The organism is Enterobacter asburiae (assembly GCA_011754535.1).
Taxonomy (GTDB): domain Bacteria; phylum Pseudomonadota; class Gammaproteobacteria; order Enterobacterales; family Enterobacteriaceae; genus Enterobacter; species Enterobacter cloacae_N.
The window spans coordinates 337,621-364,211 of record JAAQVN010000001.1 but is presented as its reverse complement, the minus strand read 5'-3'; the positions used below and the strand labels follow the sequence as shown (position 1 = coordinate 364,211).

Annotated in this window: 26 protein-coding genes; 4 read left to right on the top strand and 22 right to left on the bottom strand. The window is 57.3% G+C overall.

Annotated elements, in window-relative coordinates; genetic code table 11:
* Positions 1–71: 71 nt before the first annotated feature.
* On the bottom strand, positions 72–1,382 hold the full coding sequence (locus tag HBM95_01630; GenBank protein NIH41649.1) for a conjugal transfer protein TraF: 1,311 nt from the start codon (positions 1,380–1,382) through the stop codon (positions 72–74).
* A gap of 174 nt (positions 1,383–1,556) precedes the next feature.
* The gene (locus HBM95_01625) at positions 1,557–2,045 is read right to left on the bottom strand and encodes a cupin domain-containing protein (GenBank protein NIH41648.1); all 489 of its coding nucleotides are present in this window, start codon (positions 2,043–2,045) and stop codon (positions 1,557–1,559) included.
* Positions 2,046–2,160: 115 nt separating this feature from the next.
* Between HBM95_01625 and zur the strand changes: the two genes are divergently transcribed.
* The gene (gene zur / locus HBM95_01620; GenBank protein ID NIH41647.1) at positions 2,161–2,673 is read left to right on the top strand and encodes a zinc uptake transcriptional repressor Zur; all 513 of its coding nucleotides are present in this window, start codon (positions 2,161–2,163) and stop codon (positions 2,671–2,673) included.
* 48 nt (positions 2,674–2,721) lie between these two features.
* Here the strand turns inward: zur and HBM95_01615 are convergent, their stop codons facing one another.
* The 4 genes from HBM95_01615 to HBM95_01600 all read right to left on the bottom strand — a co-directional run bounded on the left by HBM95_01615 (position 2,722) and on the right by HBM95_01600 (position 5,538).
* Positions 2,722–2,931, bottom strand: coding sequence for a CsbD family protein (locus HBM95_01615; GenBank protein NIH41646.1), 210 nt, complete (start codon positions 2,929–2,931; stop codon positions 2,722–2,724).
* A 120-nt stretch (positions 2,932–3,051) separates the two neighbouring features.
* Positions 3,052–4,389: an MATE family efflux transporter DinF gene (dinF, locus tag HBM95_01610; protein NIH41645.1), complete on the bottom strand. Its 1,338-nt coding sequence runs from the start codon at positions 4,387–4,389 to the stop codon at positions 3,052–3,054.
* A gap of 63 nt (positions 4,390–4,452) precedes the next feature.
* Positions 4,453–5,061 (bottom strand): repressor LexA, encoded by a 609-nt coding sequence (gene lexA, locus HBM95_01605; protein NIH41644.1) that lies wholly within the window; start codon positions 5,059–5,061, stop codon positions 4,453–4,455.
* 108 nt (positions 5,062–5,169) lie between these two features.
* Positions 5,170–5,538: a diacylglycerol kinase gene (locus tag HBM95_01600; GenBank protein ID NIH41643.1), complete on the bottom strand. Its 369-nt coding sequence runs from the start codon at positions 5,536–5,538 to the stop codon at positions 5,170–5,172.
* A gap of 154 nt (positions 5,539–5,692) precedes the next feature.
* Between HBM95_01600 and plsB the strand changes: the two genes are divergently transcribed.
* Complete coding sequence (gene plsB, locus HBM95_01595; GenBank protein ID NIH41642.1) at positions 5,693–8,113, top strand: glycerol-3-phosphate 1-O-acyltransferase PlsB; 2,421 nt, start codon at positions 5,693–5,695, stop codon at positions 8,111–8,113.
* A 115-nt stretch (positions 8,114–8,228) separates the two neighbouring features.
* On the opposite strand, the gene gntU is transcribed toward plsB, so the two are convergent.
* From gntU to HBM95_01570, 5 genes are all read right to left on the bottom strand, one after another.
* The gene (gene gntU, locus HBM95_01590) at positions 8,229–9,569 is read right to left on the bottom strand and encodes a gluconate transporter (GenBank protein NIH41641.1); all 1,341 of its coding nucleotides are present in this window, start codon (positions 9,567–9,569) and stop codon (positions 8,229–8,231) included.
* Positions 9,570–9,572: 3 nt separating this feature from the next.
* The gene (gene gntK, locus HBM95_01585; protein NIH41640.1) at positions 9,573–10,100 is read right to left on the bottom strand and encodes a gluconokinase; all 528 of its coding nucleotides are present in this window, start codon (positions 10,098–10,100) and stop codon (positions 9,573–9,575) included.
* A gap of 126 nt (positions 10,101–10,226) precedes the next feature.
* Positions 10,227–11,222: a gluconate operon transcriptional repressor GntR gene (gntR, locus tag HBM95_01580; GenBank protein ID NIH41639.1), complete on the bottom strand. Its 996-nt coding sequence runs from the start codon at positions 11,220–11,222 to the stop codon at positions 10,227–10,229.
* 91 nt (positions 11,223–11,313) lie between these two features.
* The gene (locus HBM95_01575; GenBank protein NIH41638.1) at positions 11,314–12,009 is read right to left on the bottom strand and encodes a pirin family protein; all 696 of its coding nucleotides are present in this window, start codon (positions 12,007–12,009) and stop codon (positions 11,314–11,316) included.
* Positions 12,010–12,132: 123 nt separating this feature from the next.
* Positions 12,133–13,170 (bottom strand): oxidoreductase, encoded by a 1,038-nt coding sequence (locus HBM95_01570; GenBank protein ID NIH41637.1) that lies wholly within the window; start codon positions 13,168–13,170, stop codon positions 12,133–12,135.
* Between the two features lie 309 nt (positions 13,171–13,479).
* Between HBM95_01570 and yhhY the strand changes: the two genes are divergently transcribed.
* The gene (yhhY, locus tag HBM95_01565; protein ID NIH41636.1) at positions 13,480–13,968 is read left to right on the top strand and encodes an N-acetyltransferase; all 489 of its coding nucleotides are present in this window, start codon (positions 13,480–13,482) and stop codon (positions 13,966–13,968) included.
* A gap of 88 nt (positions 13,969–14,056) precedes the next feature.
* On the opposite strand, the gene ggt is transcribed toward yhhY, so the two are convergent.
* The gene (ggt, locus tag HBM95_01560; protein NIH41635.1) at positions 14,057–15,799 is read right to left on the bottom strand and encodes a gamma-glutamyltransferase; all 1,743 of its coding nucleotides are present in this window, start codon (positions 15,797–15,799) and stop codon (positions 14,057–14,059) included.
* Positions 15,800–15,925: 126 nt separating this feature from the next.
* Between ggt and HBM95_01555 the strand changes: the two genes are divergently transcribed.
* Positions 15,926–16,303, top strand: a complete 378-nt coding sequence (locus HBM95_01555; GenBank protein ID NIH41634.1) for a DUF2756 family protein — start codon at positions 15,926–15,928, stop codon at positions 16,301–16,303.
* On the opposite strand, the gene ugpQ is transcribed toward HBM95_01555, so the two are convergent.
* The 10 genes from ugpQ to livK form a co-directional block, all read right to left on the bottom strand.
* On the bottom strand, positions 16,287–17,033 hold the full coding sequence (gene ugpQ, locus HBM95_01550) for a glycerophosphodiester phosphodiesterase (GenBank protein NIH41633.1): 747 nt from the start codon (positions 17,031–17,033) through the stop codon (positions 16,287–16,289). The genes HBM95_01555 and ugpQ overlap by 17 nt on opposite strands.
* On the bottom strand, positions 17,030–18,100 hold the full coding sequence (locus HBM95_01545) for a sn-glycerol-3-phosphate import ATP-binding protein UgpC (protein NIH41632.1): 1,071 nt from the start codon (positions 18,098–18,100) through the stop codon (positions 17,030–17,032). Before HBM95_01545 ends, ugpQ begins: the two co-directional genes overlap by 4 nt.
* A gap of 1 nt (position 18,101) precedes the next feature.
* Entirely contained in the window at positions 18,102–18,947 is an 846-nt protein-coding gene (ugpE, locus tag HBM95_01540; GenBank protein NIH41631.1) for a sn-glycerol-3-phosphate ABC transporter permease UgpE, read from the bottom strand.
* The gene (ugpA, locus tag HBM95_01535) at positions 18,944–19,831 is read right to left on the bottom strand and encodes a sn-glycerol-3-phosphate ABC transporter permease UgpA (protein NIH41630.1); all 888 of its coding nucleotides are present in this window, start codon (positions 19,829–19,831) and stop codon (positions 18,944–18,946) included. Before ugpA ends, ugpE begins: the two co-directional genes overlap by 4 nt.
* A 106-nt stretch (positions 19,832–19,937) precedes the next feature.
* Complete coding sequence (gene ugpB / locus HBM95_01530; protein NIH41629.1) at positions 19,938–21,254, bottom strand: sn-glycerol-3-phosphate ABC transporter substrate-binding protein UgpB; 1,317 nt, start codon at positions 21,252–21,254, stop codon at positions 19,938–19,940.
* Positions 21,255–21,606: 352 nt separating this feature from the next.
* The gene (livF, locus tag HBM95_01525) at positions 21,607–22,320 is read right to left on the bottom strand and encodes a high-affinity branched-chain amino acid ABC transporter ATP-binding protein LivF (GenBank protein ID NIH41628.1); all 714 of its coding nucleotides are present in this window, start codon (positions 22,318–22,320) and stop codon (positions 21,607–21,609) included.
* 1 nt (position 22,321) lies between these two features.
* On the bottom strand, positions 22,322–23,089 hold the full coding sequence (gene livG, locus HBM95_01520) for a high-affinity branched-chain amino acid ABC transporter ATP-binding protein LivG (GenBank protein ID NIH41627.1): 768 nt from the start codon (positions 23,087–23,089) through the stop codon (positions 22,322–22,324).
* Positions 23,086–24,363 carry a high-affinity branched-chain amino acid ABC transporter permease LivM gene (locus HBM95_01515; protein ID NIH41626.1) on the bottom strand — a complete coding sequence of 426 codons (1,278 nt, stop codon included), beginning with the start codon at positions 24,361–24,363 and terminating at the stop codon, positions 23,086–23,088. Before HBM95_01515 ends, livG begins: the two co-directional genes overlap by 4 nt.
* On the bottom strand, positions 24,360–25,286 hold the full coding sequence (gene livH, locus HBM95_01510) for a high-affinity branched-chain amino acid ABC transporter permease LivH (GenBank protein ID NIH41625.1): 927 nt from the start codon (positions 25,284–25,286) through the stop codon (positions 24,360–24,362). The genes HBM95_01515 and livH overlap by 4 nt, the downstream gene beginning before the upstream one ends.
* 46 nt (positions 25,287–25,332) lie before the next feature.
* Complete coding sequence (gene livK / locus HBM95_01505) at positions 25,333–26,442, bottom strand: high-affinity branched-chain amino acid ABC transporter substrate-binding protein LivK (protein NIH41624.1); 1,110 nt, start codon at positions 26,440–26,442, stop codon at positions 25,333–25,335.
* Between the last annotated feature and the right edge of the window lie 149 nt (positions 26,443–26,591).

Below are 26,591 nucleotides of genomic sequence, written 5' to 3'. Positions count from 1 at the left end.
AAGCATCTGGTGGAAAAGGGGCGCTACTATAGCACAAAGAAAAGCCGGAGGCGCATCGCCTCCGGTAGACTTTAGAACGTCATACTCAGCTGGGCCCCTGCGCCCCAGGTTTCGTCTTCACCGTACAGGCCCATCAGGTCAACATGAACGGTACTGAACGGCGCGAAGCCAACACCGCCGGTAAAGACGTTGCTGTCGTTACCTTTCATGTCCGCGCGATAACCGGCGCGCACTGCCAGCCAGCTCAGCGGAGTCACTTCAGCACCGACCCCAACATACTGCGACGTATCTTCGCTCTTGAAGCCTTTGGTTTCGGTCAGATCGCCATCGGCGGTCAGGGTCACCAGATCGTTGTGCCAGGCGGCGCCCGCGGTCACCAGCGGACGGATCTGGTAGGTGTCTTTATAGCTCACCACTTCCCCCGTACGCCCGTTGCGGATGCGGATATCTTTGGTGTCGATATCGCGCGACATCAGGTTTTGCCCGCTCACGCCGACCGTCCAGTGTTCGCCAAAATCAGCGGCAATACCGGCATCGACGTTAAAGCCGGTATCGTCTGTACGGTAGCGGCTGTCGTTCCACTTATTACTGTCGTAATCGTAGATTGAGGTGGTGTAGTTATAGATCCAGGTTTTTTGCAGTTTTGGCGTCACGCCCACGGAAACCGGAACACCGCCAAGGTCAAACTGGCGGGCAACGGCAACGCCATAGTCAGACACAATCGCCGCCCGACCGGACGCCGTTGAGTTGAGGTTTTTAGTGATCTGATCCGTGCCGTTCAGCGCAGCGTCCAGGGCAACACCGGCAGCCACTACATTGCTTCTTTGAATACTGCGCAGATAATCAATATCCTGCTGATCGATAGACGAACTGACCCGACCATGGGCATAGCCTTTCGCCATAAAGGCCACGGAAAGCACATCGTTAGGGATACTCACGGCAAGCCCTGCCCCTGCCGTCGCGCGTGCGGTTTTACCCTTGAGATAGTCCAGCTCATCGGCCAGATCTTTGGCCGCGCCCTGGAACTGATTAATCGAGCCTAGCGGATTGGTGATGACCTGAATTGGCGTAAGGTTATCAACCACATCTTTATAATGATTGATTTTGTCGTTGATGGTATCAATTTCGTCCTGAAGATTGTCTTCATCCGTCACCTGCACCCCAACGGACGGCAAAATGACCGTCACATCATCGTCCGGCTTTGCCTTTGCAAGCAGCGCGGGGTTAATTAATGCCCCGCTGCCATAACTGCCCGAAGCTACGCCGGTCCCCCCCATCGCGTCGCTACGTGATTCTGTCCAGGTATTGGCTGCTCCCGCCTGATTTGCCATAAACAAGGAGACAGCGATGCTAACCACCGAAAATTTAAAATGTTTTTTCACAGTATGCCCGTCTTATAGTCTGTTATGAAATAACCCCTGTCTGTTATCCCCCAAACAGGCGCGAACTATTGCTGTGAATAAAGATAAAAAGACCCGCTAATTCACTCCCTAAGTAAAATTCCCTTACGGCCTGTTGTAATTTGTGACGGCCCTCAATATTTATAGAAGAGGAAATTATTTTTTCACAGGTTTTCCATCATGTGGGCCAAAAAATTGAGGGGGATGATCTACCCAGCGGTCCTCTCGCGTGGCGGCATAGACCGGGTTGAGCGGATAGTAGATGCGGTTTTGCTTCTTGTTGGCCTCACCCACCACCAGTAACCGAACCTCTTCGTCCGTATTGTTGATAAAGGTGTGGCACACGCCCGTTCCGGCGGGAAAGCCCACGCTGTCACCGGGTTCAAGCTTCCACAAATAGCCATTAATCCAGGCTTCGGGATAGCCCTCAAGCACGTAGATAAACTCTTCTTCGTCACTTTCCGCATGGGGATAGGACGTCCGACGTCCTGGCGGTAAACGCTCATGATGGATGCCTATACGCCTAAGGCCCAGGCTGCGAGCCAGCGGTGCACCGATGGAAAAAAGCTCGTTACTGTCGGGGTAGGTGGCGTCATCTGGCCCTTCTACGTCGCGCCAGTGCGTAATACAGTCTGGTTTTTTCATGGTTACATTCCCGGTTTGCGATGCGTCAGGTATAGCACAGCCTGGCGGATATCGGTGTTTTTGCCAGAACATGGTAAAGTGAGGGTTTTACATCCCAGAACATCCGAGGTGCTAAATGGATAAGTCCACAAAAGAGCTGTTAGCGCAGGCCGAAAAGCTGTGCGCGCAACGCAATGTGCGCCTGACCCCGCAGCGCCTTGAAGTCTTGCGCCTGATGAGCCTGCAACAGGGGGCAATCAGCGCCTACGATCTGCTCGACCTGCTGCGTGAAAGCGAGCCGCAGGCTAAACCGCCTACGGTGTATCGCGCGCTGGATTTCCTGCTGGAACAAGGGTTTGTGCATAAGGTCGAATCCACAAACAGCTATGTGCTGTGCCATCTTTTCGATCAGCCAACCCACACATCGGCGATGTTTATTTGCGACCGCTGCGGCGTGGTAAAAGAAGAAGGCGCAGAGGGCGTAGAGGACATTATGCACACGCTGGCGGCAAGGATGGGTTTTGCCCTGCGTCATAACGTGATTGAAGCACACGGGTTGTGTTCAGCATGCGTAGAGGTGGAAGCCTGTCGGCATCAGGATGCGTGTCAGCACGACCACTCAATTCTGGTGAAGAAAAAGCCGCGTTAACGGCAAAAGAAAAGGCGGCCTGAAGCCGCCTGTGTGGGTTATTCAGCGTTACCAACGATAGTCGTTACGGGTTTCCCAGTCTTTGACTTCGTTTTCCGCCTGATCTTTCGCGTAGCCGTAACGTTCCTGAATTTTACCGACAAGCTGATCGCGTTTACCTTCAATGACGGTCATATCGTCATCGGTCAGCTTACCCCACTGTTCTTTCGCTTTACCTTTGAACTGCTTCCAGTTGCCGCCGATTTCGTCTTTATTCATCATCGTGTCCTCTTAGTTAAGCGTCGGGTCGTAACGTCCGTTACGTTCTTTTCTGCTGGACGTGATAATTATTGTAGTTAAGGATTCGGCGGTTGGTTTCATATTCGGAATCTTTAACCGTCACGATATATCATGGCGGGAGGGAAGCCAGGTATTATTTTGCCAGTGACGGTGCCAGATAAAGGCAAGCGACAGGCCGCGCAGGGAGAGGAAGACCGCAAGCGCCAGCCACAAACCGTGATTACCCAGCCAGGGTAGCGTCAGCAGCGTCAGACCAAACCCCGCCGCCGCGACCGCCATACTGTTGCGCATTTCCGCCCCGCGCGTCGCGCCGATAAACATGCCGTCCAGCAGATAGCACCAGACGCCTACTACCGGCAAAATAACCTGCCAGACGATGTAGCGGTCCGCCAGTTCGCGTAAAGCCGGTAACGAAGTGAGTAATGCAATAATGTCACGGCCAAAACAGGCGTAAATCAGTGCGAATGCCAGCGCGACCAGGCCCGACTGGCGGCAGGCCGCACGCCAGACATCCCGAAGCTGCCCACTTTCCCGCGCGCCGTACGCCTGCCCGGAATGCGCCTCAACGGCATAGGCGAAGCCGTCCAGCGCGTAGGCGGTGAACGTCAGCAATGTCATCAGGACTGCATTCACCGCAACGATTTCTGGCCCCAGTCGAGCCCCAAAGACCGTCAGAGCGCCGAAACAGATCTGAAGCAGCAGCGAACGCAGCATGATGTCACGGTTGAGCGCCAGCAGCCTGCGGATATTGCCGCGCCATGCTGTTTTGAGCAGCGCAAGGGAGATCCCGCGCATCGCCAGCACGCGCCAGACCATCCACAATCCAATGAAAAAGGTCCCGTATTCTGCAATCGCCGTCGCCAGTGCCGCCCCGCGTACGTCCATATGCAGGCCCATCACCAGCCAGAGATCGAGCACAATGTTGAGAAGGTTTCCCACGACCAGCAAAATCACTGGCGCACGGGCATATTGCACGCCCAGTAACCAACCCAGCAGAACCAGGTTTGCCAGCGAAGCGGGCGCGCTAAGCCAGCGAATTTCCAGGAAGCGACGCGCCTGCTCCAGTACCGCCTCGCTGCCGCCAACGACCTGGAGTGCAAGGTCGATCAAGGGCGTGCGCAGTAAAACAATCAACATTCCCGCGCCCAGCGCCAGGATCAGCGGCTGCACCAGCGCACGCGCCAGACGTAACGGGTCTTTCGCACCGTACGCCTGTGCCGTGAGCCCGGTAGTACTCATACGTAAAAAGAGCAGCAGCATAAACAGGAAGCTGGTTGCCGTCGCCCCAATAGCCACGCCGCCAAGATAAACAGGGGAATCGAGATGACCAATAACGGCCGTGTCGACCAGACCCAGCAAGGGCACGGTGATATTGGAGAAAATCATCGGCAGGGCAAGACGCCACAATGCCTTATCTGAAGCCGTCAGCAGTGACATGGGAAATACCGGGAATGGAAGACGAAGCAGGCTACAGCGAAAGCGTAGCCTGTCAGGAAGAGATTACAGCCATTCGCCGTTGCGAATCACGCCTACTGCCAGACCTTCAATAGAGAAGCTCTGTTCGCGGAGGTCGACCACAATCGGGGTGAACTCGTTGTTTTCAGGCAACAGCTGGACGGTGTTACCCTGTTTTTTCAGGCGCTTAACGGTCACTTCGTCATCAATGCGCGCCACCACCACCTGGCCGTTCCGCACATCCTGCGTTTTGTGAACGGCCAGCAGGTCGCCATCAAGAATGCCGATGTCTTTCATCGACATCCCGCTAACGCGCAGCAGGAAATCAGCGCTCGGCTTGAACATACCAGGATCGACCTGGTAGTGGCCTTCTATATGCTGTTGTGCCAGCAGCGGTTCACCTGCGGCAACGCGGCCTATCAGAGGAATGCCCGTCTCTTCTTCCACCAGCAGGCGGATACCACGCGACGCGCCTGACACAATCTCAATTACACCCTTACGCGCCAGCGCTTTCAGGTGTTCCTCGGCAGCATTCGGAGAACGGAAGCCCAGACGCTGCGCGATTTCCGCACGCGTGGGTGGCATACCCGTCTGGCCGATATGATCCCGAATGAGATCAAACACCTCTTGCTGCCTGGTCGTTAATGCTTTCATTCCGCCCCCTGGGTGTATATACAGTTATGCTGTGAGTATATACAGTCAAAGGCGATTTTGGAACCAAAAACTGCACAAAAAACCAGGGACTTAATTATTCCTCGAGGCTCATCGGAAATGTGACCAAAGCAGCGTGACCCAGGTAATAGCTGCAGTGATAATTGCCAGCAGCACAGCGGCAGAACCCATATCTTTCGCGCGGCCAGAAAGCTCGTGGAAATCTGAGCCGATCCGGTCAACAACGGCCTCAATAGCGCTATTGAGAATTTCCACTATCATCACCAGAAGTACGGAACCGATGAGAAGCACGCGGGTAATGGCATCTACATCAAGGAAACAGGCGATGATAACCGCGACGATAGCGGCGACACCTTCCTGGCGAAAAGCAGCTTCATTAACCCACGCGGCACGGAAACCTTTCCATGAATAGCCAGCGGCTTTGATGATACGCGTTAACCCAGTGGTATTATTGGCCATTAAAAGAACCTTTTTTAAAAAAGAGCGTCAGTAACAGGAGCAGCAGCGCGTTTCGCTGCCGCCTGAAGTATGACGGGTAACAACAGAAATTTTGCGCGCTTTCTGTTATCCTTGCGCCGCAATTGCATTATTAACCAGAGGCTTTACATCGTTTATGTCCGGCTGGCCACGAATTTACTACAAATTACTTAATTTACCATTAAGCATCCTGGTAAAAAGCAAGTCTATCCCAGCAGAACCCGCGCTGGAACTGGGGCTCGATACGTCGCGCCCTATTATGTACGTTTTGCCTTATAACTCGAAGGCAGATCTGCTGACGCTTCGCGCCCAGTGTCTGGCGCATGATTTACCCGACCCGCTTGAACCGCTGGAAGTTGACGGCACTTTGCTGCCGCGCTACGTGTTCATCCACGGCGGGCCGCGCGTGTTTACCTATTACACGCCGAAAGAAGAGTCCATCAAGCTGTTCCACGACTATCTCGACCTGCACCGCAGCAATCCTGACCTGGATGTGCAGATGGTGCCGGTATCGGTAATGTTTGGTCGCCGCCCGGGCCGTGAAAAAGGTGAAGAGAACCCACCGCTGCGCATGCTTAACGGCATTCAGAAGTTCTTCGCGGTCTCCTGGCTGGGACGCGACAGCTTTGTGCGATTCTCCCCTTCCGTCTCCCTTCGCCGGATGGCGGACGAGCACGGCACTGACAAGATCATCGCGCAAAAACTGGCGCGCGTGGCGCGTATGCACTTCGCCCGTCAGCGCCTGGCGGCTGTAGGGCCACGCCTCCCGGCGCGTCAGGACCTGTTCAACAAGCTGCTGGCCTCTAAAGCGATTGCCCGCGCCGTTGAAGACGAAGCGCGCAGCAAGAAAATTTCGCATGAGAAAGCCCAGCAGAACGCCATTGCGCTGATGGAGGAGATCGCAGCGAACTTCTCTTACGAGATGATTCGCCTGTCCGATCGTATTCTCGGCTTTACCTGGAACCGCCTGTATCAGGGCATCAACGTTCATAACGCCGAACGTGTGCGGCAGCTGGCGCACGATGGCCATGAGATTGTCTATGTCCCCTGCCACCGCAGCCACATGGACTATCTGCTTCTCTCCTACGTGCTCTATCACCAGGGGCTGGTACCGCCGCACATTGCCGCTGGTATTAACCTGAACTTCTGGCCAGCAGGCCCGATTTTCCGCCGTCTGGGTGCGTTCTTTATTCGTCGTACCTTCAAGGGCAACAAGCTCTACTCCACCGTGTTCCGCGAGTATCTCGGCGAGCTGTTCAGCCGCGGCTATTCAGTGGAGTACTTCGTGGAGGGCGGTCGTTCCCGTACCGGTCGCCTGCTCGATCCGAAGACCGGCACGCTCTCGATGACCATTCAGGCGATGCTGCGCGGAGGAACCCGTCCGATCACGCTGGTGCCAATTTACATTGGCTATGAGCACGTGATGGAAGTGGGCACGTACGCCAAAGAGCTGCGTGGTGCGACCAAAGAGAAAGAGAGCCTGCCGCAGATGCTGCGCGGCCTGAGCAAGTTACGCAACCTGGGTCAGGGCTACGTGAACTTTGGCGAGCCGATGCCGCTGATGACGTATCTGAACCATCATGTTCCGGAGTGGCGCGAGTCTATCGATCCTATCGAAGCAGTTCGTCCGGCCTGGCTGACGCCAACGGTGAACGGTATCGCGTCCGAGCTGATGGTGCGCATTAACAACGCCGGTGCGGCCAATGCCATGAACCTGTGCTGTACGGCGCTGCTGGCTTCCCGTCAGCGCTCCCTGACTCGTGAACAGCTCACGGAGCAGCTGGACTGCTACCTGGACATGATGCGCAACGTGCCGTACTCGGTTGATTCGACGGCCCCTTCTGCTACCGCCAGCGAGCTTATCGATCACGCGCTGCAGATGAACAAGTTCGAAGTCGAGAAAGACACGATCGGCGATATCATCATTCTGCCGCGCGAGCAGGCGGTACTGATGACGTACTACCGCAACAACATCGCTCATATGCTGATGCTGCCGTCGCTCATGGCGGCCATTATCACCCAGCATCGCCGCATCTCACGCCAGGAGCTGTTGCGCCACGTTGAGACGCTCTACCCGATGCTGAAAGCGGAGCTGTTCCTGCGCTGGAGTAAGGAAGAGCTGGCCGTTGAGCTGGATAAACTGACGGAAGAGCTGCGCCGTCAGGGGCTGATTACCGTTGCAAACGACGAACTGCACATCAATCCGTCACGCTCCCGTACCCTGCAACTGCTGGCGGCCGGTGCGCGTGAAACGCTCCAGCGCTACGCCATTACGTTCTGGCTGCTGAGCGCGAACCCGTCGATCAACCGCGGCACGCTGGAGAAAGAGAGCCGGACACTGGCACAGCGTCTGTCCGTTCTGCACGGCATTAACGCCCCTGAATTCTTCGACAAAGCGGTCTTTAGCTCCCTGGTGCTGACGCTGCGTGACGAAGGCTTCATCAGCGATACGGGCGATGCCGAGCCGGAAGAGACGCTGAAGGTTTACCAGATGCTGGCTGAGCTGATTACCTCGGACGTGCGCCTGACGATTGAGAGCGCCACGCAGGGCGAGTGATGTTAAAAAGCCGGGTAGTGGTTTCACCTGACCCGGCCTGGCGTTCTGCATAATAAAAGGCCCGGTAAGCGTTAACGCTACCGGGCCTTATTTTTTGCTGGTTAAATCACCGCATTCAGCTTAGCAGCGTAAAGGCAATCATCCCGACAATCGCACCCGTCGTGCCGAGAATGGTTTCCATCAGCGTCCAGGTTTTCAGGGTTTGCGCTTCGGTCGCGCCGGTAAACTTACCGAACAGCCAGAAGCCCGCGTCGTTAACGTGCGAGACCACAATCGAACCACCCGCGATACAGATAGACAGCGCGGCCATCTGCGCACCCGAGTAGTTGAGCTGTTCAATTACCGGCATCACCAGACCTACGGCGGTTAAGCAGGCCACGGTTGCAGAACCCTGGATGATACGCACCGCCGCAGCCAGCACGAAGCAGGTTACCGCAATCGGCAGACCCATCCCGGTCAGCGCTTCACCCAGAGCCGGGCCCACGCCGGAATCGACCAGCACCTGCTTGAACACGCCACCGGCACCGATCACCAGCAGGATAATCCCCGCAGGCTGCAGCGCGGCACCGCAGATCTCCATCACGCGGTCTTTTGGCATCCCCTGGCGCATCGCCAGGCCGTAAATCGCCACCAGACAGGCCACCAGGATCGCCGTAAACGGATGACCGATGAACTCAAACCATTCGTAGGCGCTGGAGCCCACCGGCACAAAGCGCGCGGCGATGGTTTTCAGGCCCACCAGCACCAGCGGGAGCAGGATCAGCGACAGGCTGAAGCCGAAGGACGGCATTTTGCCCTCGCCCAGGTGCGGCTCGGTGATGTCATCAGGAATGTGTAGCTCAACGTAGCGGCTGATGAAGTTACCCCACAGCGGGCCGGCAATAATCATCCCCGGGATTGCCGCGCACAGGCCAATCAGGATCATCCAGCCAAAGTCAGCGTGCATCTGGGACGCCAACAGCATCGGCGCAGGCCCAGGCAGCAGAAACGCTGCGGCTGCCGCCACGCCCGCAAACAGCGGAATGACCAGCTTGACGAGGTTAGTGCCGGTATGGCGCGCCATAGAAAACGCGACGCTGATGAGCAGCACAACGGCCACTTCAAAGAACAGGGGCAGCGCGCAAATCAGACCGGCCAGGCCAATCGCGTAGTGCGCGCGGCTGTGACCAAACGATTTCAGCATCTTGACGGCAATCTGGTCGACCGCGCCCGTCTCGTGCAGAATCTTGCCAAACATCGCGCCCAGCGCGACCACAATCGCCAGGAAGCCCAGCGTACCGCCCATCCCTTTTTCCATCGTCGCGGCGATCTTGTCGAGCGGCATGCCGGAAAAGAGACCTGCACCAATAGAAACCACCATCAAAGCAACGAAGGCGTGCATACGCGCCTTCATCACTAAAAACAGCAGCAGCAATACCGAACCCACTGCTGTCAAAACTAGCGTTAATGTACTCAAAACTTACTGCCTTTTGTTAATGACCTCGATGGTGCTGGCTACAACACCCTCCAGTGACTGATCGATATCAACCACTAAGACGTCTTTTTCATCTTCACCCGGCTCCTGAAGCGCTTCGAACTGCGTCACCAGCATCTGGGTTTTAAAGAAGTGGCCTTTACGCGCCTTCAGACGGCTTTCAATCACCTCAAAATCCCCTTTCAGGTAGATGAAAGAGAGGTTCGGGTTGCCGTCGCGCAGCAGGTCGCGGTAGGTTTTTTTCAGCGCGGAGCAGACGATCAGGGAAACTTTATTGGTGCGCTGCATCGCGAACGCGGCGTCATTCAGGGCCTGCAACCACGGTTTGCGGTCGTCATCGTTCAGCGGCTCGCCGGAGGCCATTTTCATAATGTTGCTGCGCGGATGGAGGAAGTCACCATCAAGAAACGCAGCCTGAAGTTGATGCGCCACTTCGCTCGCCACGGCAGATTTACCGCTACCGGACACGCCCATCAGGACGTAAACGTGGTGATCGTGATTAGTCGTGCTCAAAGGGTGTCCCTCAGTCAATTGTTACGGGTAACAGTTATCGGTAACATTGTCCTGCCGGGGCAAAAGAGAAGCAATATCCAAACGTGCGCGAAGTGAATAAGTGTGAGCTACTTCAAATTTGTCAGTTCAAATAGATCCACCCGGTGACAAGGTGAAACCTAAATCTAACATTTTCGGGGTAACCGTCTCGCCACGAATGCGCGCCAGCAGGCGTTCTGCGCCAATGCGGCCCATACGTTCACGCGGGGTCAGGACGCTCGCCAGACGCGGCTCCATCACCTGGCCGATGTCGTGGCCGTGGAAACCGGCGATCGCCATATCATCAGGGATCTTCAGCCCCAGACGCTGACACTCAAACGCCGCGCCGACCGCCAGGTCATCGTTGGTACAGAAAATACCGTCCAGTTGCGGATACTCGCGTCGCGCCTGACGCATCAGCTCAATACCCGAGGTGTAAGATGAGGACTGCTCCACCATCACGCTGTACGGGGTTAAGTTTGCGTCGAGCATCGCCTGCTCGTATCCCTTCTGTTTGATGATAGTACGTTCATCAAGACGCGCACCCAGATAGGCGATATGACGATGCCCACGGGCGATGATGGCCGCCGTCATCTGGCGCGCCGCTTCGAAGTTATCGAACCCAACGGCGATGTCGAGGCACGGAGACTGGCTGTCCATCAGCTCTACCACCGGGATACCGGCCACTTCAATCATTTTGAGCGTGCGGGCAGTATGGGTACGTTCGGTTAAAATCAGGCCGTCAATGTTCCAGGAAAGCATCGATTCAAGACGTTCCTCTTCCAGTTCCGGCTTATACCCGTAGTGGGCGAGCATGGTCTGATAGCCAAAAGCATCGGTGACGCTTTCGATACCGCGCAAAACTTCAGCGAAAACCTGGTTGGTTAAGGAAGGAAGCAGGACGCCCACCGCACGGCTGGTCGCATTGGAGAGAATATCGGGTGCGCGGTTGGGGATATAACCCAGTTCATCAAGGGCGGCGGCAATCTTGCCACGCAACGCCACGGAAACCTGTTCCGGGTTACGTAAAAAACGGCTGACCGTCATTTTGGTCACACCGACGCGATCGGCGACATCCTGAAGTACGGGGCGTTTCTTTTTCATCGTCCTGAGAAATCTTGAAGTGAGAGATTTGCTCAGTTTATCACGGACAAAGCTCAACCTTCCCCGTTTAAAGGGAAGGTTGAGAAATTATTTAGACCGGAGGCAGGTCAAACAGCAGGATTTCACTTTCGCTGTCGGCATGTACGGAGAGCGCCTGCTCATCCCAGACGGCCAGACCATCGGCGGTGGTGGCTTTGGTGCCGTTAATGGACACTTCACCTTTCACCACCTGGATCCAGACGCGGCGGTTGGCGGCAATCTGGTGCACAGACTGTTCGTCTTTTGCCAGCGCCCAGCGGTAAAGCTCCATATCCTGATGCACCTTCAGGGAACCTTCACGCGCGTCCGGGGACAGCACCAGCTGTTTGCCCTGTTTCGCGTCAAAGCGGCGCTGCTCGTAGCGCGGCGTGATGCCGGTCTCTTCTGGAATGATCCAGATTTGATACAGGTGCAGTTTTTCCGTTTTGTTCGGGTTGTACTCGGAGTGGCGCACCCCGGTACCCGCGCTCATAATCTGGAACTCGCCCGCCGGAACCTGCTCTTTGTTGCCCATGCTGTCCTGGTGCTCAACGGCCCCTTCCAGCACATAGGTCAGAATTTCCATGTCTTTGTGCGGGTGGGTACCGAAGCCCTGGCCTGCATCAATCACGTCGTCGTTAATCACGCGCAGTGCGGAGAAGCCCATGAAGTTCGGGTCGTAGTAGTCGGCAAACGAGAATGAATGCCATGAGTCCAGCCAGCCATGATTTGCGTGACCACGTTCGTTTGCTTTGCGTAAGTAGATCATTGTTTTCACCCTCAGTTCGTTTCGATGGAGTAAGTGTGGACGCAAACGGCCGGGGATCATAGAGGGTGAAAATTGACTCCTCTGTTCAAAAATTATGAACAAGTGCAGAGGAGCCGTTTTTGCTTATTTTGCGAGGGTTATCGTGGCAGGAGAAGCCTGCTCGAAGGCCCGCTCAAGGATTTCCAGGTTGGTCAGAACGTCAGATTCCTTGACGTAATTCGCCGTGCCGTTTTTGAGGGTCTCAAACAGCGCATCGTAGACGCGGCCATAGTCGCCGGTTTCCGGTTTCAGCGTTTCTTTGACCGTCACGCCCTCGTCGTTCACATACTCCAGCACGCCCACGGAATCGTCCGCCGCAAAGCCAGGCTCACCGGGCATGATATTGGCCTTCAGGCTGGTCTCCTGCTGGTCGATACCGTATTTGATAAACGAACCTTTGGTACCGTGAACGATAAATTTCGGGTAGTCGATTTTCACCAGATGGCTGGTTTTGACGATGGCTTTCAGGTCGCCGTAGAACAGCTGCGCTTCAAAGGTGTCGTCCGGGTTGGCTTTATTACGCAGGCTGCGGATGTCGTAAGCGACGTGATCCGGGCGGCCAAACAGGGAGATGATCTGGTCCATGGTGTGCACGCCCAGACCATAGAACGAGCCGTCCTGCGGCAGGCCGGGCTGGGTTTCCGCCACCGGACGGTAGTAATCGAAGTGGCTTTCAATTTCCACAATGTCGCCCAGCCTGCCGCTTTCGATCGCTTTTTTCGCCGTCAGGAAGCAGCTGTCAAAGCGGCGGTTCTGATACGGCGTCACGGTCAGCCCTTTGCTTTTCGCCAGCGCGAACAGTTCCTTCGCTTCGGCAATGGTCGGGGTGAACGGCTTTTCCACCAGCACGTTTTTGCCCGCTTCCAGCGCGCGTTTCGCATACTCAAAATGACTGTCGGCGTAGGTGCAGACGACCACCAGCTTTACCTGCGGGTCATTCAATACCTCGTTCAGATCGCTGGTGAAATGAATATGGGAATACTGCGGAGATTGCTCTTCCGGCTTCGCGCTGCGACGGTAGATATGGGCCACATGCCAGGTATCTTTACGGTGGAGGACATACGGAAGGTGGTAGCGGGTCGTACTTTTACCAAATCCAATAAATGCGCAATGTAGTGTCATAGCTCAGTCCTTTTGGAAGGTTACTGGGTTTTACCATAGCGCATGTTTTGCCCTCACCCCAGCCCTCTCCCACGGGGAGAGGGAGAAAAAGGGCAAAAAAAAGCCAGCGAGAAGCTGGCTAAAGTAATACTGGAAGCAATGTGAGCAATGTCGTGCTTTCAGGTTCCCGTAGGGGTCTTCCTGAATGCAAAGCAATAATAATCATTCTCATTCGCACTTGTCCAATACTTTTTGCAAAAAATAGCGGTTGACTCAAATTTTAAAGTCATTGATGTTGGAGGGGACTTTTAACCGACTGAGGAACAAGGAATGAGTGAGATAGTGATACGCCACGCGGAACCGAAAGATTATGACGCCATTCGTCAGATCCACGCCCAGCCGGAGGTGTACCACAACACGCTACAGGTTCCTCATCCCTCTGAGCAAATGTGGCAGGAGCGGCTATCCGACCAGCCTGGCATTAAGCAGCTCGTCGCCTGCATAGACGGTCACGTCGCCGGCCATCTGTGCATCGTCGTCGCGCAACGCCCGCGCCGCAGCCATGTGGCTGATTTTGGGATTTGTGTGGGCGCACAGTGGCAAAACCGGGGCGTTGCCAGCGCGCTGATGCGCACCATGATTGATATGTGCGATAACTGGCTGCGCGTTGACCGCATTGAGCTAACGGTGTTTGTCGATAACGAACCAGCGATTGCGGTGTACAAAAAACACGGGTTCGAAATTGAAGGCACCGGCAAACGCTATGCCCTGCGCAACGGTGAATATGTGGATGCGTATTATATGGCGCGGATGAAGTAGTTTGTTGCCCTCACCCTAACCCTCTCCCACAGGGAGAGGGAATGAAACACGTAGGCCGGGTAAGGCGAAGCCTCCACCCGGCAACATATCAATACCCCGCCGTCAAATCATCCACCGACCGCGGATCCGACGCCCCGAACAGCGCCCCATCCGGCCCGACCATAATGCTCTGAGTGCTGCCCATCGCCTCTTTCACCGCCACCTTCTGTCCGCGCTGCTCCAGCAGCTTGATGGTGTCCGGGCTAAAGCCCTTCTCGACGCGCAGCTCGTCCGGCAGCCACTGATGATGGAAACGCGGGGCGTTGGTCGCTTCGGCAACGTTCATCCCAAAGTCGATGCTGTTCACCACCATCTGCAGCACGGTAGTGATAATCCGGCTGCCGCCAGGACTGCCGGTTACCAGCCAGGTTTTCCCGTCTTTCACAACGATTGTGGGCGACATGGACGACAGCGGACGCTTCTTCGGCCCGACCGCATTCGCATCGCCGCCGACCAGCCCGTAGACGTTCGGCACGCCCGGCTTGGCGGAGAAGTCATCCATCTCGTTGTTCAGCAGAATGCCGCTGTTGCCCGCCACAATCCCGGTGCCGAAGGTGGTGTTGAGCGTGTACGTCACCGCCACCGCATTACCGTCTTTATCCACCACCGAGAAGTGCGTCGTCTGGTTGCTTTCGTACGGCGCCAGCTTGCCGGGGCGGATCTCGCTCGACGGTTTGGCCTTGTTGATGTCGATCTGTTCCGCAATGGATTTGGCATACGCCTTGTTGGTCAGTGCCTGCCACGGCACCTTCACGAAGTCCGGATCGCCGAGATATTCCGAGCGGTCAGCGTAGGCGCGTTTTTCCGCTTCCGCCATCACCTGCATGGCATCCGCGCTGCCGAAGCCGAACTTGTGCATATCGAAGTTTTCAAGAATATTGAGGATCTGCACGATGTGGATCCCGCCGGAAGACGGCGGCGGCATGGAGAAGACCTCGTAGCCGCGATAGGTGCCGCTAATCGGCTCGCGCTCCACCGCCCTGTATTCCGCCAGATCCGCTTTGGTGATGAGCCCGCCGTTCTTCTGCATCTCTTGTGCAATCTGATCGGCAATCGCCCCTTTATAGAACGCGTCCGGACCGTGCTCCGCAATCAGCTCCAGGCTTTTGGCGAGGTTCTTCTGCATCAGCTTATCGCCCTTCTTCAACGGCTCGCCGTCTTTCCAGAAGATGGCCTTGCTGTTTTCATGATTGGGAATAACTTCGCTGCCGTAGGTCTTGAGATCGTCCGCCAGGGCGTCATTCACCACAAAGCCCTCCCGCGCCAGCTTGATGGCAGGCTGCACCACCTTGTTCAGCGGCATCGTACCGTATTTTTCCAGCGCCAGCGAAAAGCCCGCGACGGTGCCCGGCGTGCCGGAGGCAAGGTGCGAGGTCAGAGATTTCTTGCTGTCCGGGTTACCCTGGTCGTCGAGGAACATATCGCGGGACGCCTGAGAAGGCGCCATTTCGCGGAAGTCGATGGCGGTGGTTTTCCCGTCTTTGGTGCGCAGCATCATAAAGCCGCCGCCGCCCAGGTTCCCCGCCTGCGGGTGCGTCACCGCCAGCGCATAGCCGACGGCGACCGCTGCATCCACCGCGTTACCGCCCTGTTTGAGAATATCGACACCCACGCGGGTTGCCAGCGCATCCACCGATGCCACCATGCCATGGGTTGCCCGCACGGGATGGAAAACATCTTCCTCCACGCCGTAAGAGACCGGAGGCGCCGCCGGCGGGTTGGCCGCCACGCTAAATGTACCGCCTGCCATCAGCGCGGCGATGGCGACCCAGCGCAAGAAGGTTGGTTTCATCATTATTGTTCTCCAGGTGAAGGGATCCATATTCCCCGCTTAAGCCTGGTTCACAACTCCTAAAAAATCATCGTCATGGTGAAATCAGGGTAAACTTAAGAGAGGCCTCAAGAGGAGGAAATGACAATGAAACGCTTGATGATTCTTACGGCGCTGATCCCGTTTGCCGCGTTCGCACAGCCGCTCAACACCATGAATAACCCGAACCAGCAGGGGTATGTTATCCCGAGCCAGCAGCGTATGCAGACCGAGATGATGAGCCAGCAACAGCAGCAGAAAGGGATGCTGAATCAGCAGCTGAGAACGCAGACCCAGATGCAGCAGCAGAGCCTGCAAAACCAGATGAACGCCAACACCCAGCGCGTGCAGCAGGGACAAGTGCGCGAGCAGCCGCTGCCGAATAAAAACGGCGGGATGTTAGGGGGGATGACGTCGTCAGGCAGCGGACAGCAGCATATGCTGCCGCCGCAGTCGAACGGCAGTATGCTTAATCCGCAGAACTAAAGTCCGGGCCGATCAGGTCGATTGCATCGGTACAGATGCTGTCCACGCCCCAGCGCAGCAGCTCGGCTGCACGCTGGGGTTTGTTAACGGTGTAGACCAGAATATGCAGACCCGCGTCTTTCAGCATCTTCACCCGCGCCTCATCCAGCAGCTTATGATTAAGATGAATAGAGACACACGCTAAGCGCGTCGTCAGCTCGCGCCAGTCCTCGCGCCACTCGTCAAGCAGCAGCCCGCGCGGCAGCTCCGGCACGGCTGCCTGTGCCGCTTCCAGCGCGTCAATTTCAAACGAGGAGAGCAGCGGTGCGGTCATTCCTTCCCACAGCTCGCGCGCGGCAAGGGCAATCACTTTGCCCGTCAGCGGCCCGGTGCCGGTGGTCGGTTTGATTTCGATATTGGCCATCATACCGTGCTGGCGACAGCGGTCCGCCACTTCCGCCAGCAGCGGCAGCGGTTCGCCTTTGAATTCGCCGCTGTACCAGCTTCCGGCGTCCACCTTCAGCAGATCGCGCCACGGCAGCTCGCCCGCCACGCCCCAGCCGTTGCTGGTGCGTTCGAGGTTATCGTCATGCAGCAAGAAAATTTCGCCGTCTTTCGACAGCTTGGCGTCGAACTCGATCATGGTGTGGCCGTAACGCGCGCCAACATCAATCGCCGCCAGGGTGTTCTCCGGCGCCAGCTTACCGCCGCCCCGGTGGGCGACGACGTGGGGATAAGGCCAGTTGCTCATACTCGTTGTCCTGTTTCACCGTCAAAAAGGTGCAGATGGTTTTCCGGCAGGTGCAGCCACAGCGTGCTGCCTGCTTTAGGGCGCTCCTGATGCGCCAGGCGCACCACCATTTTTTGATCCCCCCAGCGCCCGTGCGCCAGGTTATCTGCACCCAACATCTCCAGCGTGTCCATCACCAGCGGCACGCCGCCGTCCGCCTGAGAGGTTAAAGCAATATGCTCCGGGCGGATACCGAGCGTCATCTTACGCCCGGCGTAACCACGATAGTACCAGTTGATCGGCAATGCCATCCCGCTTTCCAGCTCAAAATGCGTGCCCGCGCTACTGATACGCCCTTCCAGCAGGTTCATCGCCGGGCTGCCGATAAAGCTCGCCACAAAGCGGGTGGCCGGTTTCTCGTACACTTCCACCGGGGTGCCAATCTGCTCGGCGATGCCTTTGTTCATCACCATTACGCGCTGGGCGAGCGTCATGGCTTCGACCTGATCGTGGGTCACGTACAGGGAGGTGGTTTTCAGACGACGGTGCAGCTGCTGTAGCTCAAGACGCATCTGCACGCGCAGCTTGGCGTCAAGGTTGGAGAGCGGCTCGTCAAAGAGGAATACCGCCGGATCGCGCACGATGGCGCGCCCCATCGCCACGCGCTGGCGCTGGCCGCCGGAGAGCTCGCGCGGGCGACGCTTGAGCAGGCCGTCGAGTTCCAGAATGCGCGCCGCCTCTTTCACGCACTCGTCGATATGGCCTTTGCCCATGCCGCGGATTTTCAGCCCCCAGGCCATGTTCTCTTCCACGCTCATGTGCGGATAGAGGGCGTAGTTCTGGAACACCATCGCAATGCCTCTGTCTTTCGGCTCCATTTCGGTGACGCGCTGGCGGTCAATCCAGATATCCCCGGAGGTCACGCGCTCCAGCCCCGCCACCATGCGTAGCAGCGTGGATTTGCCACAGCCGGACGGGCCGACCATGACGATGAATTCCCCGTCCGCCACGTCGAGCGTTAACGGCTGAATAACCTGGGTTTTGCCGTCCCAGCTTTTGGTTACTGCCTGAAGTTTTAAACCTGCCATCTTATTTCTCGCTATCGACCAGGCCACGGACAAACGCACGCTGCATGGCTAAAACAATGACTACGGGTGGGATAAGGGTGAGCAGCATCGCCGCCATCACCTGGTTCCAAAGGGTGGTGCCTTCGCCGGTGGCGATCATGCCCTTAATGCCCGCCACGGCGGTGCCAAGGTTGACGTCCTGAATAATCAGCAGCGGCCACAGGTACTGGTTCCAGCCGTAGATAAAGGTGATCACAAACAGCGCCGCGAGGTTGGTTTTCGACAGCGGCAGCACGATGTCGCGGAAGAAACGCATCGGCGACGCGCCGTCGATCCGCGCTGCTTCAATCAGCTCGTCCGGCAGGGTCATAAAGAACTGACGGAACAGGAAGGTGGCGGTCGCCGAGGCCATCAGCGGCAGGGTTAAGCCCGCGTAGCTGTCGAGCATCTTCAGGTTGGCGATCACTTCCACGGTGGGGAAGATACGCACCTCCACCGGCAGCATCAGGGTGATGAAAATCATCCAGAAGAAGAGGTTACGCAGCGGAAAGCGAAACCAGACGATGGCGAAGGCCGAAAGCATCGACACCGTAATTTTGCCGACCGTAATGCCAAACGCCATGATGAAGCTATTGAGCATCATCAGCCAGAACGGCGCGCTGTTGGCGCCCACGCCCTGGGTCCAGATGGTCTTCATGTTCTCGAAAAGATGTGTACCTGGGATCAGCGTCATCGGCGTGTCGAACACCGCTTTGGTGTCCAGCGTGGCGGCGACAAAGGCCACGTACAGCGGGAAGAGGATGACGATAATCCCTAAAATCAGCATGGTATGGCTGAAAATCGTCAGCCCGCGACGGTTCTCAATCATTGGTAGCGCACCTTACTTTCAACGTAGCGGAACTGCACCACCGTGAGGATGATGACGAGGAACATCAGCACGACGGACTGCGCGGCGGAGGCAGAGAGATCCAGACCGGCGAAGCCTTCGCGGTAGATCTTATAGATAAGCGTCGTTGTCGCCTGCACCGGGCCGCCTGCGGTGGCCGCGTCGATCACCGGGAAGGTGTCGAAGAAGGCGTACACGAGGTTAACCACCAGCAGGAAGAAACTCACCGGTGCGATCAGCGGCAGCGACAGCCTGAAGAAGCGGCGAATGGGCCCTGCGCCGTCAATTGCCGCCGCTTCCACCAGCGAGCGCGGGATGGACTGCAGCGCGGCAAAGAAGAACAGGAAGTTGTAGCTGATCTGCTTCCACACCGAGGCGAACACCACCAGGAACATCGCCTGGCCGCTGTTCTGGGCGTGGTTCCAGTCGTAGCCCAGTTCGGCCAGAAAATGGGTAATCAACCCGCGTCCCGGGTTAAACAGGAAGATCCACAGCACGGCGGCGACGGCGGGCGCTACGGCATAAGGCAGCAGCATCAGGGTCTGATACAGGCGGCTGCCGCGCACCACGTAATCCACCAGCGCGGCGAAAAACAGCGAGGCAACCAGGCCGCTGACGGTGACCAGCGCGCTGAACTTCATCGTCGTCCAGAAGGAGTCCAGGTAGTAGCTGTCATGGAACAGCGCGGTGAAGTTGTCCAGGCCAACAAACTGGCTGGAAAGCCCGAACGGATCGACGCTTTGTACCGAGTACCACAGCGCTTCGCCCGCAGGCCAGATAAAGAAAATAACGGTGATGGCCAGCTGCGGCGCGACCAGCAGGTACGGCAGCCAGCGGGAACGGAACACCGGACGGGATGATGACATTGAGATTTGGTTCCTGAGCAATGCCGGGTGGCGGCTACGCCTTACCCGGCCTACATGGGGCACATCGTAGGCCCGGTAAGCGAAGCGCCACCGGGCGTTTCAGCGATTACGATTTAGTCGACTGCTCAAAGCGACGCAGCAGCTGATTCCCGCGCTCTACCGCAGAGTCCAGCGCCTGCTGTGGCGTTTTCTTACCGGTCCACACGCTTTCCAGCTCTTCATCCACGATGGTGCGGATCTGCGGCATGTTGCCCAGACGCAGCCCTTTGGTGAACGGCAACGGCGGCTTGTTCAGCATCTGACGCGTCGCGATATCCGCGCCCGGGTTCTTGCTATAGAAGCCCTGCTCGCGGGTCAGGTCATACGCGGCTTTGGTGATGGGCAGGTAGCCGGTCTTCTGGTGCCACTCGGCGGCGTTTTCAGGCTTGGCCAGGAAGTCCAGGAATTCGGCGACGCCTTTATAGGTGCCCTTATCTTTACCCTGCATCACCCACAGACTCGCCCCGCCGATGATGGCGTTCTGCGGCGCGCCCTTCACGTCTGCGTCGTATGGCATCATGCCCACGCCGTAGTTGAATTTGGCGTAGTGACGGATATCCGCCAGCGAGCCGGACGAGGCGGTGGTAATGGCGCAGTCGCCGTTGTAGAACTTCTCGGTGGATTCGTCTTTACGCCCGAAGTAGCTGAAGTCGCCCTTCTTGTTCAGATCGGCAAGCAGCGCGATGTGCTTCACCTGCTCCGGCTTGTTGAACTCCAGTACCGCGTCGGTGCCGTCGAAGCCGTTGTTTTTGGTGGCAACCGGCAGGCCGTGCCAGGCGCTGAAGTTTTCAATCTGGATCCAGCCCTGCCAGCCGCTGGCGTAGCCGCACTTCATTCCCGCCGCTTTCAGCTTCGCGGTGTACTCGGCCAGATCCTGCCAGGTTTTTGGCGGCTGCTCCGGGTCTAAACCGGCTTTTTTGAAGGCGTCTTTGTTGTAGTACAGCACCGGCGTGGAGCTGTTAAATGGCTGGGACAGCAGATGGCCGGTTTTGGAATCCGTGTAGTAACCCGCTACGGTCGGCACGAACTGGGATTCGTCGAAGTTGATGCCCGCTTCTTTGAACACTTCATACACCGGCTTGATGGCTTTGGAGGCCATCATGGTGGCGGTACCCACTTCATAAACCTGTAACAGGGCCGGTGCGTTGCCGGTACGGAAGGCGGCGATGCCCGCGCTCAGGCTCTGCTCGTAGTTGCCTTTGTACACCGGCACAATTTTGTAATCCGGGTGGGTGTCGTTGAAACGCTGCGCCAGGGAGTCAACCTCTTTACCCAACTCCCCTTCCATGGAATGCCAGAATGGAATGGTGGTGACAGCCATTGCGTTCGTCGCAAAAGCCAGACCCAGTGCCAGACCCAAAGCTGTGTGTCGTAACGATGTCATTGTCATCTCTCTTATTGTGCCGGATGCGCGATATCACGCGTTTTATGCTCGCGAGGTAACATGCCATGCTCGAATGACAAAAAAATAACTGTTTGTTTACAGATAAGTGACAGCCAGGCGTCAGGGTGATGATGGTTGTGTGAAGGGGGTTGGGGGTGATGGATTGGGTGCGGTCTGGTGCCCTCACCCCGTCCCTCTCCCACAGGGAGAGGGAGAAAACACTAAAAAAGGCAACTTGCGTTGCCTTTTTGCTTTTACCTCGTGCGGTCTGGTGCCCTCACCCCGCCCCTATCCCACAGGGAGAGGGAGCAAACACTAAAAAAGGCAACTTGCGTTGCCTTTTTGCTTTTACCTATCCGCCCAGGTAAGCGCTCCGCACCGCTTCGTTAGCCAGCAGCGCGTCGCCAGTATCCTCCAGCACCACGCGGCCGTTCTCCAGCACGTAGCCACGGTCAGCGAGCTTCAGCGCCTGGTTGGCGTTCTGCTCGACGAGGAAGATGGTCATCCCCTCTTTACGCAGCTGCTCAATGGTGTCGAAAATCTGCTGAATGATGATCGGTGCCAGACCGAGCGACGGTTCGTCCAGCAGCAGCAGGCGCGGCTGGCTCATCAGCGCGCGGCCAATCGCCAGCATCTGCTGCTCACCGCCGGACATGGTACCCGCACGCTGAATGCGGCGCTCCCACAGGCGCGGGAAAAGCTCGTATACCCACTTGATGCGGGTCTGGTATTCATCGCGGTGAGCGAAGAAGCCGCCCATCGCCAGGTTCTCTTCCACCGTCATGCGTGAGAACACGCGACGCCCTTCCGGAACAATCGCCACCGCCTCGCGCATGATTCTGGCGGTCTGCCAGTCAGTAATGTCTTTACCATCGAACACTATCTGCCCGCTGGTTGCGCGCGGGTCGCCGCACAGGGTGCCGAGCAGCGTGGTTTTGCCCGCGCCGTTGGCGCCTATCAGAGTGACGATTTCACCCTGATTGATGTGCAGGCTGACGTCGTGCAGCGCCTGGATCTTGCCGTAGTGCGCGTTGACCTTGTCGAACGTTAACATCGCTTTTTCCATCTTATGCCTCACCAAGGTATGCGCGGATCACGTCCGGGTTGTTGCGGATCTCTTCCGGCGTGCCGTTCGCCAGCGGCGTGCCCTGGTTTACCACGTAGATACGGTCCGAAATGCCCATCACCAGCTTCATGTCATGCTCAATCAGCAGGATGGTGGTGTCGTGACTATCGCGCAGCTCGGCAATCAGCTCGTCCAGCTCTTTGGTCTCTTTCGGGTTGAGCCCTGCCGCCGGTTCGTCGAGCATCAGGATTTCAGGCTGGGTGACCATGCAGCGCACAATCTCCAGGCGACGCTGATCGCCATAGGCCAGATTGCTCGCCTGACGGTTGGCGTGCTGCAGCAGGCCAATCCGGTCGAGCCAGGTGGCGGCGCGATCGAGCGCTTCATCCTGCGCGCGGCGAAAGGCCGGGGTTTTCAGCAGGCCGGAGAACAGCCCGGTTTTCAGCTGCTGATGCTGCGCCACCAGCAGGTTCTCAATCACCGTCATCTCGCGGAACAGACGCACGTGCTGGAAGGTACGCACCACGCCCATGCGGGCAATCTGCTGGCCCGGCAGCCCTTCAAGGTGCTGATCGCGCAGCATGATGGTGCCGCCCGTCGGCTTGTAGAAGCCGGTCAGGCAGTTGAAGACCGTGGTTTTCCCCGCCCCGTTCGGGCCAATCAGGGAGACAATCTCTTTCTTGTGCAGGTCAAGATTCACGTTGTTGACTGCCAGCAGGCCGCCAAAACGCATCATCAGACCGTTAACGGATAATAATGGCTGACTCATGCCTGCTCTCCTTTCGCTTGCCCGTTCTTCAGCTTCAGCTGTGGACGGGTCATCGGCAGGAGGCCCTGCGGACGCCAGATCATCATCAGCACCATCAAACCACCCAGCATCAGCATGCTGTATTCGTTAAAGTCGCGCATCAGCTCGCGCGAGACCACCAGCAGGATGGCCGCGAGGATAACGGCAAACTGCGAGCCCATCCCGCCAAGCACCACAATCGCCAGCACAAAGGCAGATTCGGCAAAGGTGAACGATTCCGGGCTGACGAAGCCCTGACGCGCGGCAAACAGCGTCCCGGCGAAACCGGCAAACGCGGCGCTGATGGTAAACGCGGTCAGCTTGATGCGGGTCGGGTTCAGGCCCAGAGAGCGGCAGGCGATCTCATCTTCACGCAGCGCTTCCCACGCGCGGCCCAGTGGCATGCGCAGCAGACGGTTGATCACGAACAGGGTAATCACCACCAGCAGCAGCGCCACCAGGTAAAGCCAGATCACGCGGTCGGACGGGTCATACTTGATGCCAAAAAAGTTGCTGAAGGTGTCCCAGCCGCCTTCGCGTGCGGTACGGCTAAATTCCAGGCCGAAGAAGGTCGGTTTCGGGATCTGGCTGATGCCGTTCGGGCCGCCGGTCACTTCGGTGTTATTCAGCAGCAGGATACGGACGATTTCTCCGAAGCCTAAGGTCACAATCGCCAGGTAGTCACCGCGCAGGCGCAGCACCGGGAAACCGAGCAGGAAGCCCGCGGCGGCAGAGACCAGCCCCGCCAGCGGCAGGCAGGTCCAGAAGCCGAGGCCGTAGTAGTGGTTCAGCAGCGCGAAGGTGTAGGCGCCGATGGCGTAAAAGCCGCCGTAGCCCAGCACCAGCAGGCCAGAGAGCCCCACCACCACGTTCAGACCGAGACCGAGAATTACGTAGATCATGGTCAGGGTGGCGATATCCACGGTGCCACGCGACACCACAAACGGCCACGCCACGGCGGCCACCAGCAGCGCCACGAGGAACAGCTTCTGCTTAATGGTAGAGCCGTCGATTGCCGGCAGCACGAATTTCGGTCCGGAGACATTTTTCAGCGTCTTCTGGAACAGCGGGCGCAGCAGTTGGAACAGGAATACTACGGCAGTGCCGATAAATACCCACTGCCAGCGAATATCAGCCGCGGTATCGACAACGAGTTTGGTGCCATTCAGCTCAAGCTGGACGCCCATAAAGACGCTGGCCAGCACGAAGAACATAGCGGCAGAGAGCAGCGCCATTGCAAAATGCATCGGTTTCATACTTTCTCTACCTCCGGACGGCCCAGAATACCGGTAGGCATCACCAGCAGAACCAGAATCAGCAGGGCAAACGACACCACGTCTTTATATTCCGTGCTCAGGTACGCCGAGGAGAGCGCTTCCGCCACGCCCAGGATCAGGCCACCGATCATCGCGCCCGGAATACTGCCGATACCGCCCAGTACCGCCGCGGTGAAGGCTTTCATCCCGGCCATAAAGCCGATGTACGGGTTAATCACGCCGTAGAACTGGCCGAGCAGGACACCCGCCACCGCCGCCATCGCCGCGCCAATCACGAAGGTCAGGGCAATCACGCGGTCAGTGTTGATGCCGAGCAGGCTCGCCATCTTCAGGTCTTCCGCGCAGGCGCGGCAGGCGCGTCCCATGCGTGAGTAGCGAATGAACAGGGTCAGGGCGAGCATGGCGATAAAGGTCACGACCCAGATAACCAGCTGCATGGTGGTGATAGAGGCCGAGAAGTTTTCGCTGGCCCCTACAATCCACTGGCCGTTAAACAGGCTTGGCAGCGCCACGTCACGCGAGCCTTCGGTCAGGCTGACGTAGTTTTGCAGGAAGATGGACATCCCGATCGCGGAGATCAGCGCAATCAGACGCTTGGAGCTGCGCACCGGCCGGTAGGCCACGCGCTCAATGCTCCAGCCGTAGGCGCTGGCAATCACAATCGCGCCGACAAACCCGGCGGCGACCAGCAGCCAGCTGCTGTCGATGCCCATCATCATCAGCGCGGCAATGATCATAAAGGAGACGTAGCTACCGATCATGTACACCTCGCCGTGGGCGAAGTTGATCATACCGATAATGCCGTAAACCATCGTGTAGCCGATGGCGATCAGCGCGTAGGTGCTTCCCAGCGTGACGCCGTTAAACATCTGCTGCAGGAAATAGAGAAACTGCTCGGACATATGCAAACCTTTTTATACCCGCCCGGTGAGCCGGGCGGTGGGATAATTATTTGGCGGCCGAGGACGAACCGTCGGCGTGCCACTTAAAGACACCAAACTCAAATCCCTTCAGATCGCCTTTCTCATCCCAGTTCAGCGGCCCAATCACGGTGTTCGCCCCGTGCGCTTTTAAATCTTTCACCAGATCCAGCGGTTCTTTGCTGCCGGTACGATCCAGGGCCGTCGCCAGAGACTGCACGGCCGCGTAGGTGATCCAGACGTATGGACCGCTCGGATCCTTCTTCTGCGCCTTGAGCGCATCCACGATAGCCTTGTTGGCCGGATCCTGGTCATAGCGTTTTGGCATCGTCACCAGCATGCCTTCGGCAGAATCCCCCGCGATGTTTGACAGGGAGGCGTTGCCCACGCCCTCTGGCCCCATAAATTGGGTTTTCAGACCGGTGGCGCGCGCCTGGCGCAGCATTTGACCCATTTCCGGGTAGTAGCCGCCGTAGTAAACGAAGTCGATATTCTCTTTTTGCAGACGGGCTATCAGCGCGGAGAAGTCTTTCTCACCGGCGGTAATGCCGTCGAAGAAGACGATGTTCGCGCCGCCTTTTTTCAGGCCGTCCTGAACGGAGCGCGCCAGGCCTTCGCCGTACTGCTGTTTGTCATGAATGATAGCAATACGCTTTGGCTTAACGGTGTCGAGAATGTATTTCGCCGCGGTGGGCCCCTGCGAGGAGTCCAGACCGGCGGTACGCATGATGTGCTGGTATCCGCGCTGGGTCAGCTCAGGGTTAGTTGCTCCAGGAGTGATCATCAGGATGCCTTCGTCTTCGTAGATATCAGACGCCGGCTGGGTGGAGGATGAACACAGGTGGCCGATCACGTACTGGATACCGTCGTTGACGATTTTGTTGGCGACCGCGACAGCCTGTTTCGGATCGCACGCGTCGTCATATTCCACGCCCACCAGCTTGTCGCCCTTGATGCCGCCCTTAGCGTTGATGTCTTTAATGGCCTGGCGCGCGCCGTTGAACTCCATGTCACCCCACTGGGCAACAGGGCCGGACATCGCACCCACTACCGCAACTTTAATGTCCTCCGCCATAGCGGCATGCGAGATCGACAGTGCGACCATCCCCGCGATTAACGTCTTCGCGTTCCTTTTCATCTCTGAATCCCCATTCGTGATGTCGTGTTTATATTTTGTTTTATTATGGTTAAAAAGCATTCTGTACTTTTAATGAACAACGCTATTTTTACCAGTGCCTTTAATGGTTTAGCGCAGGCTTTTGTCAAAAACCAGACTAAAATCTCTAT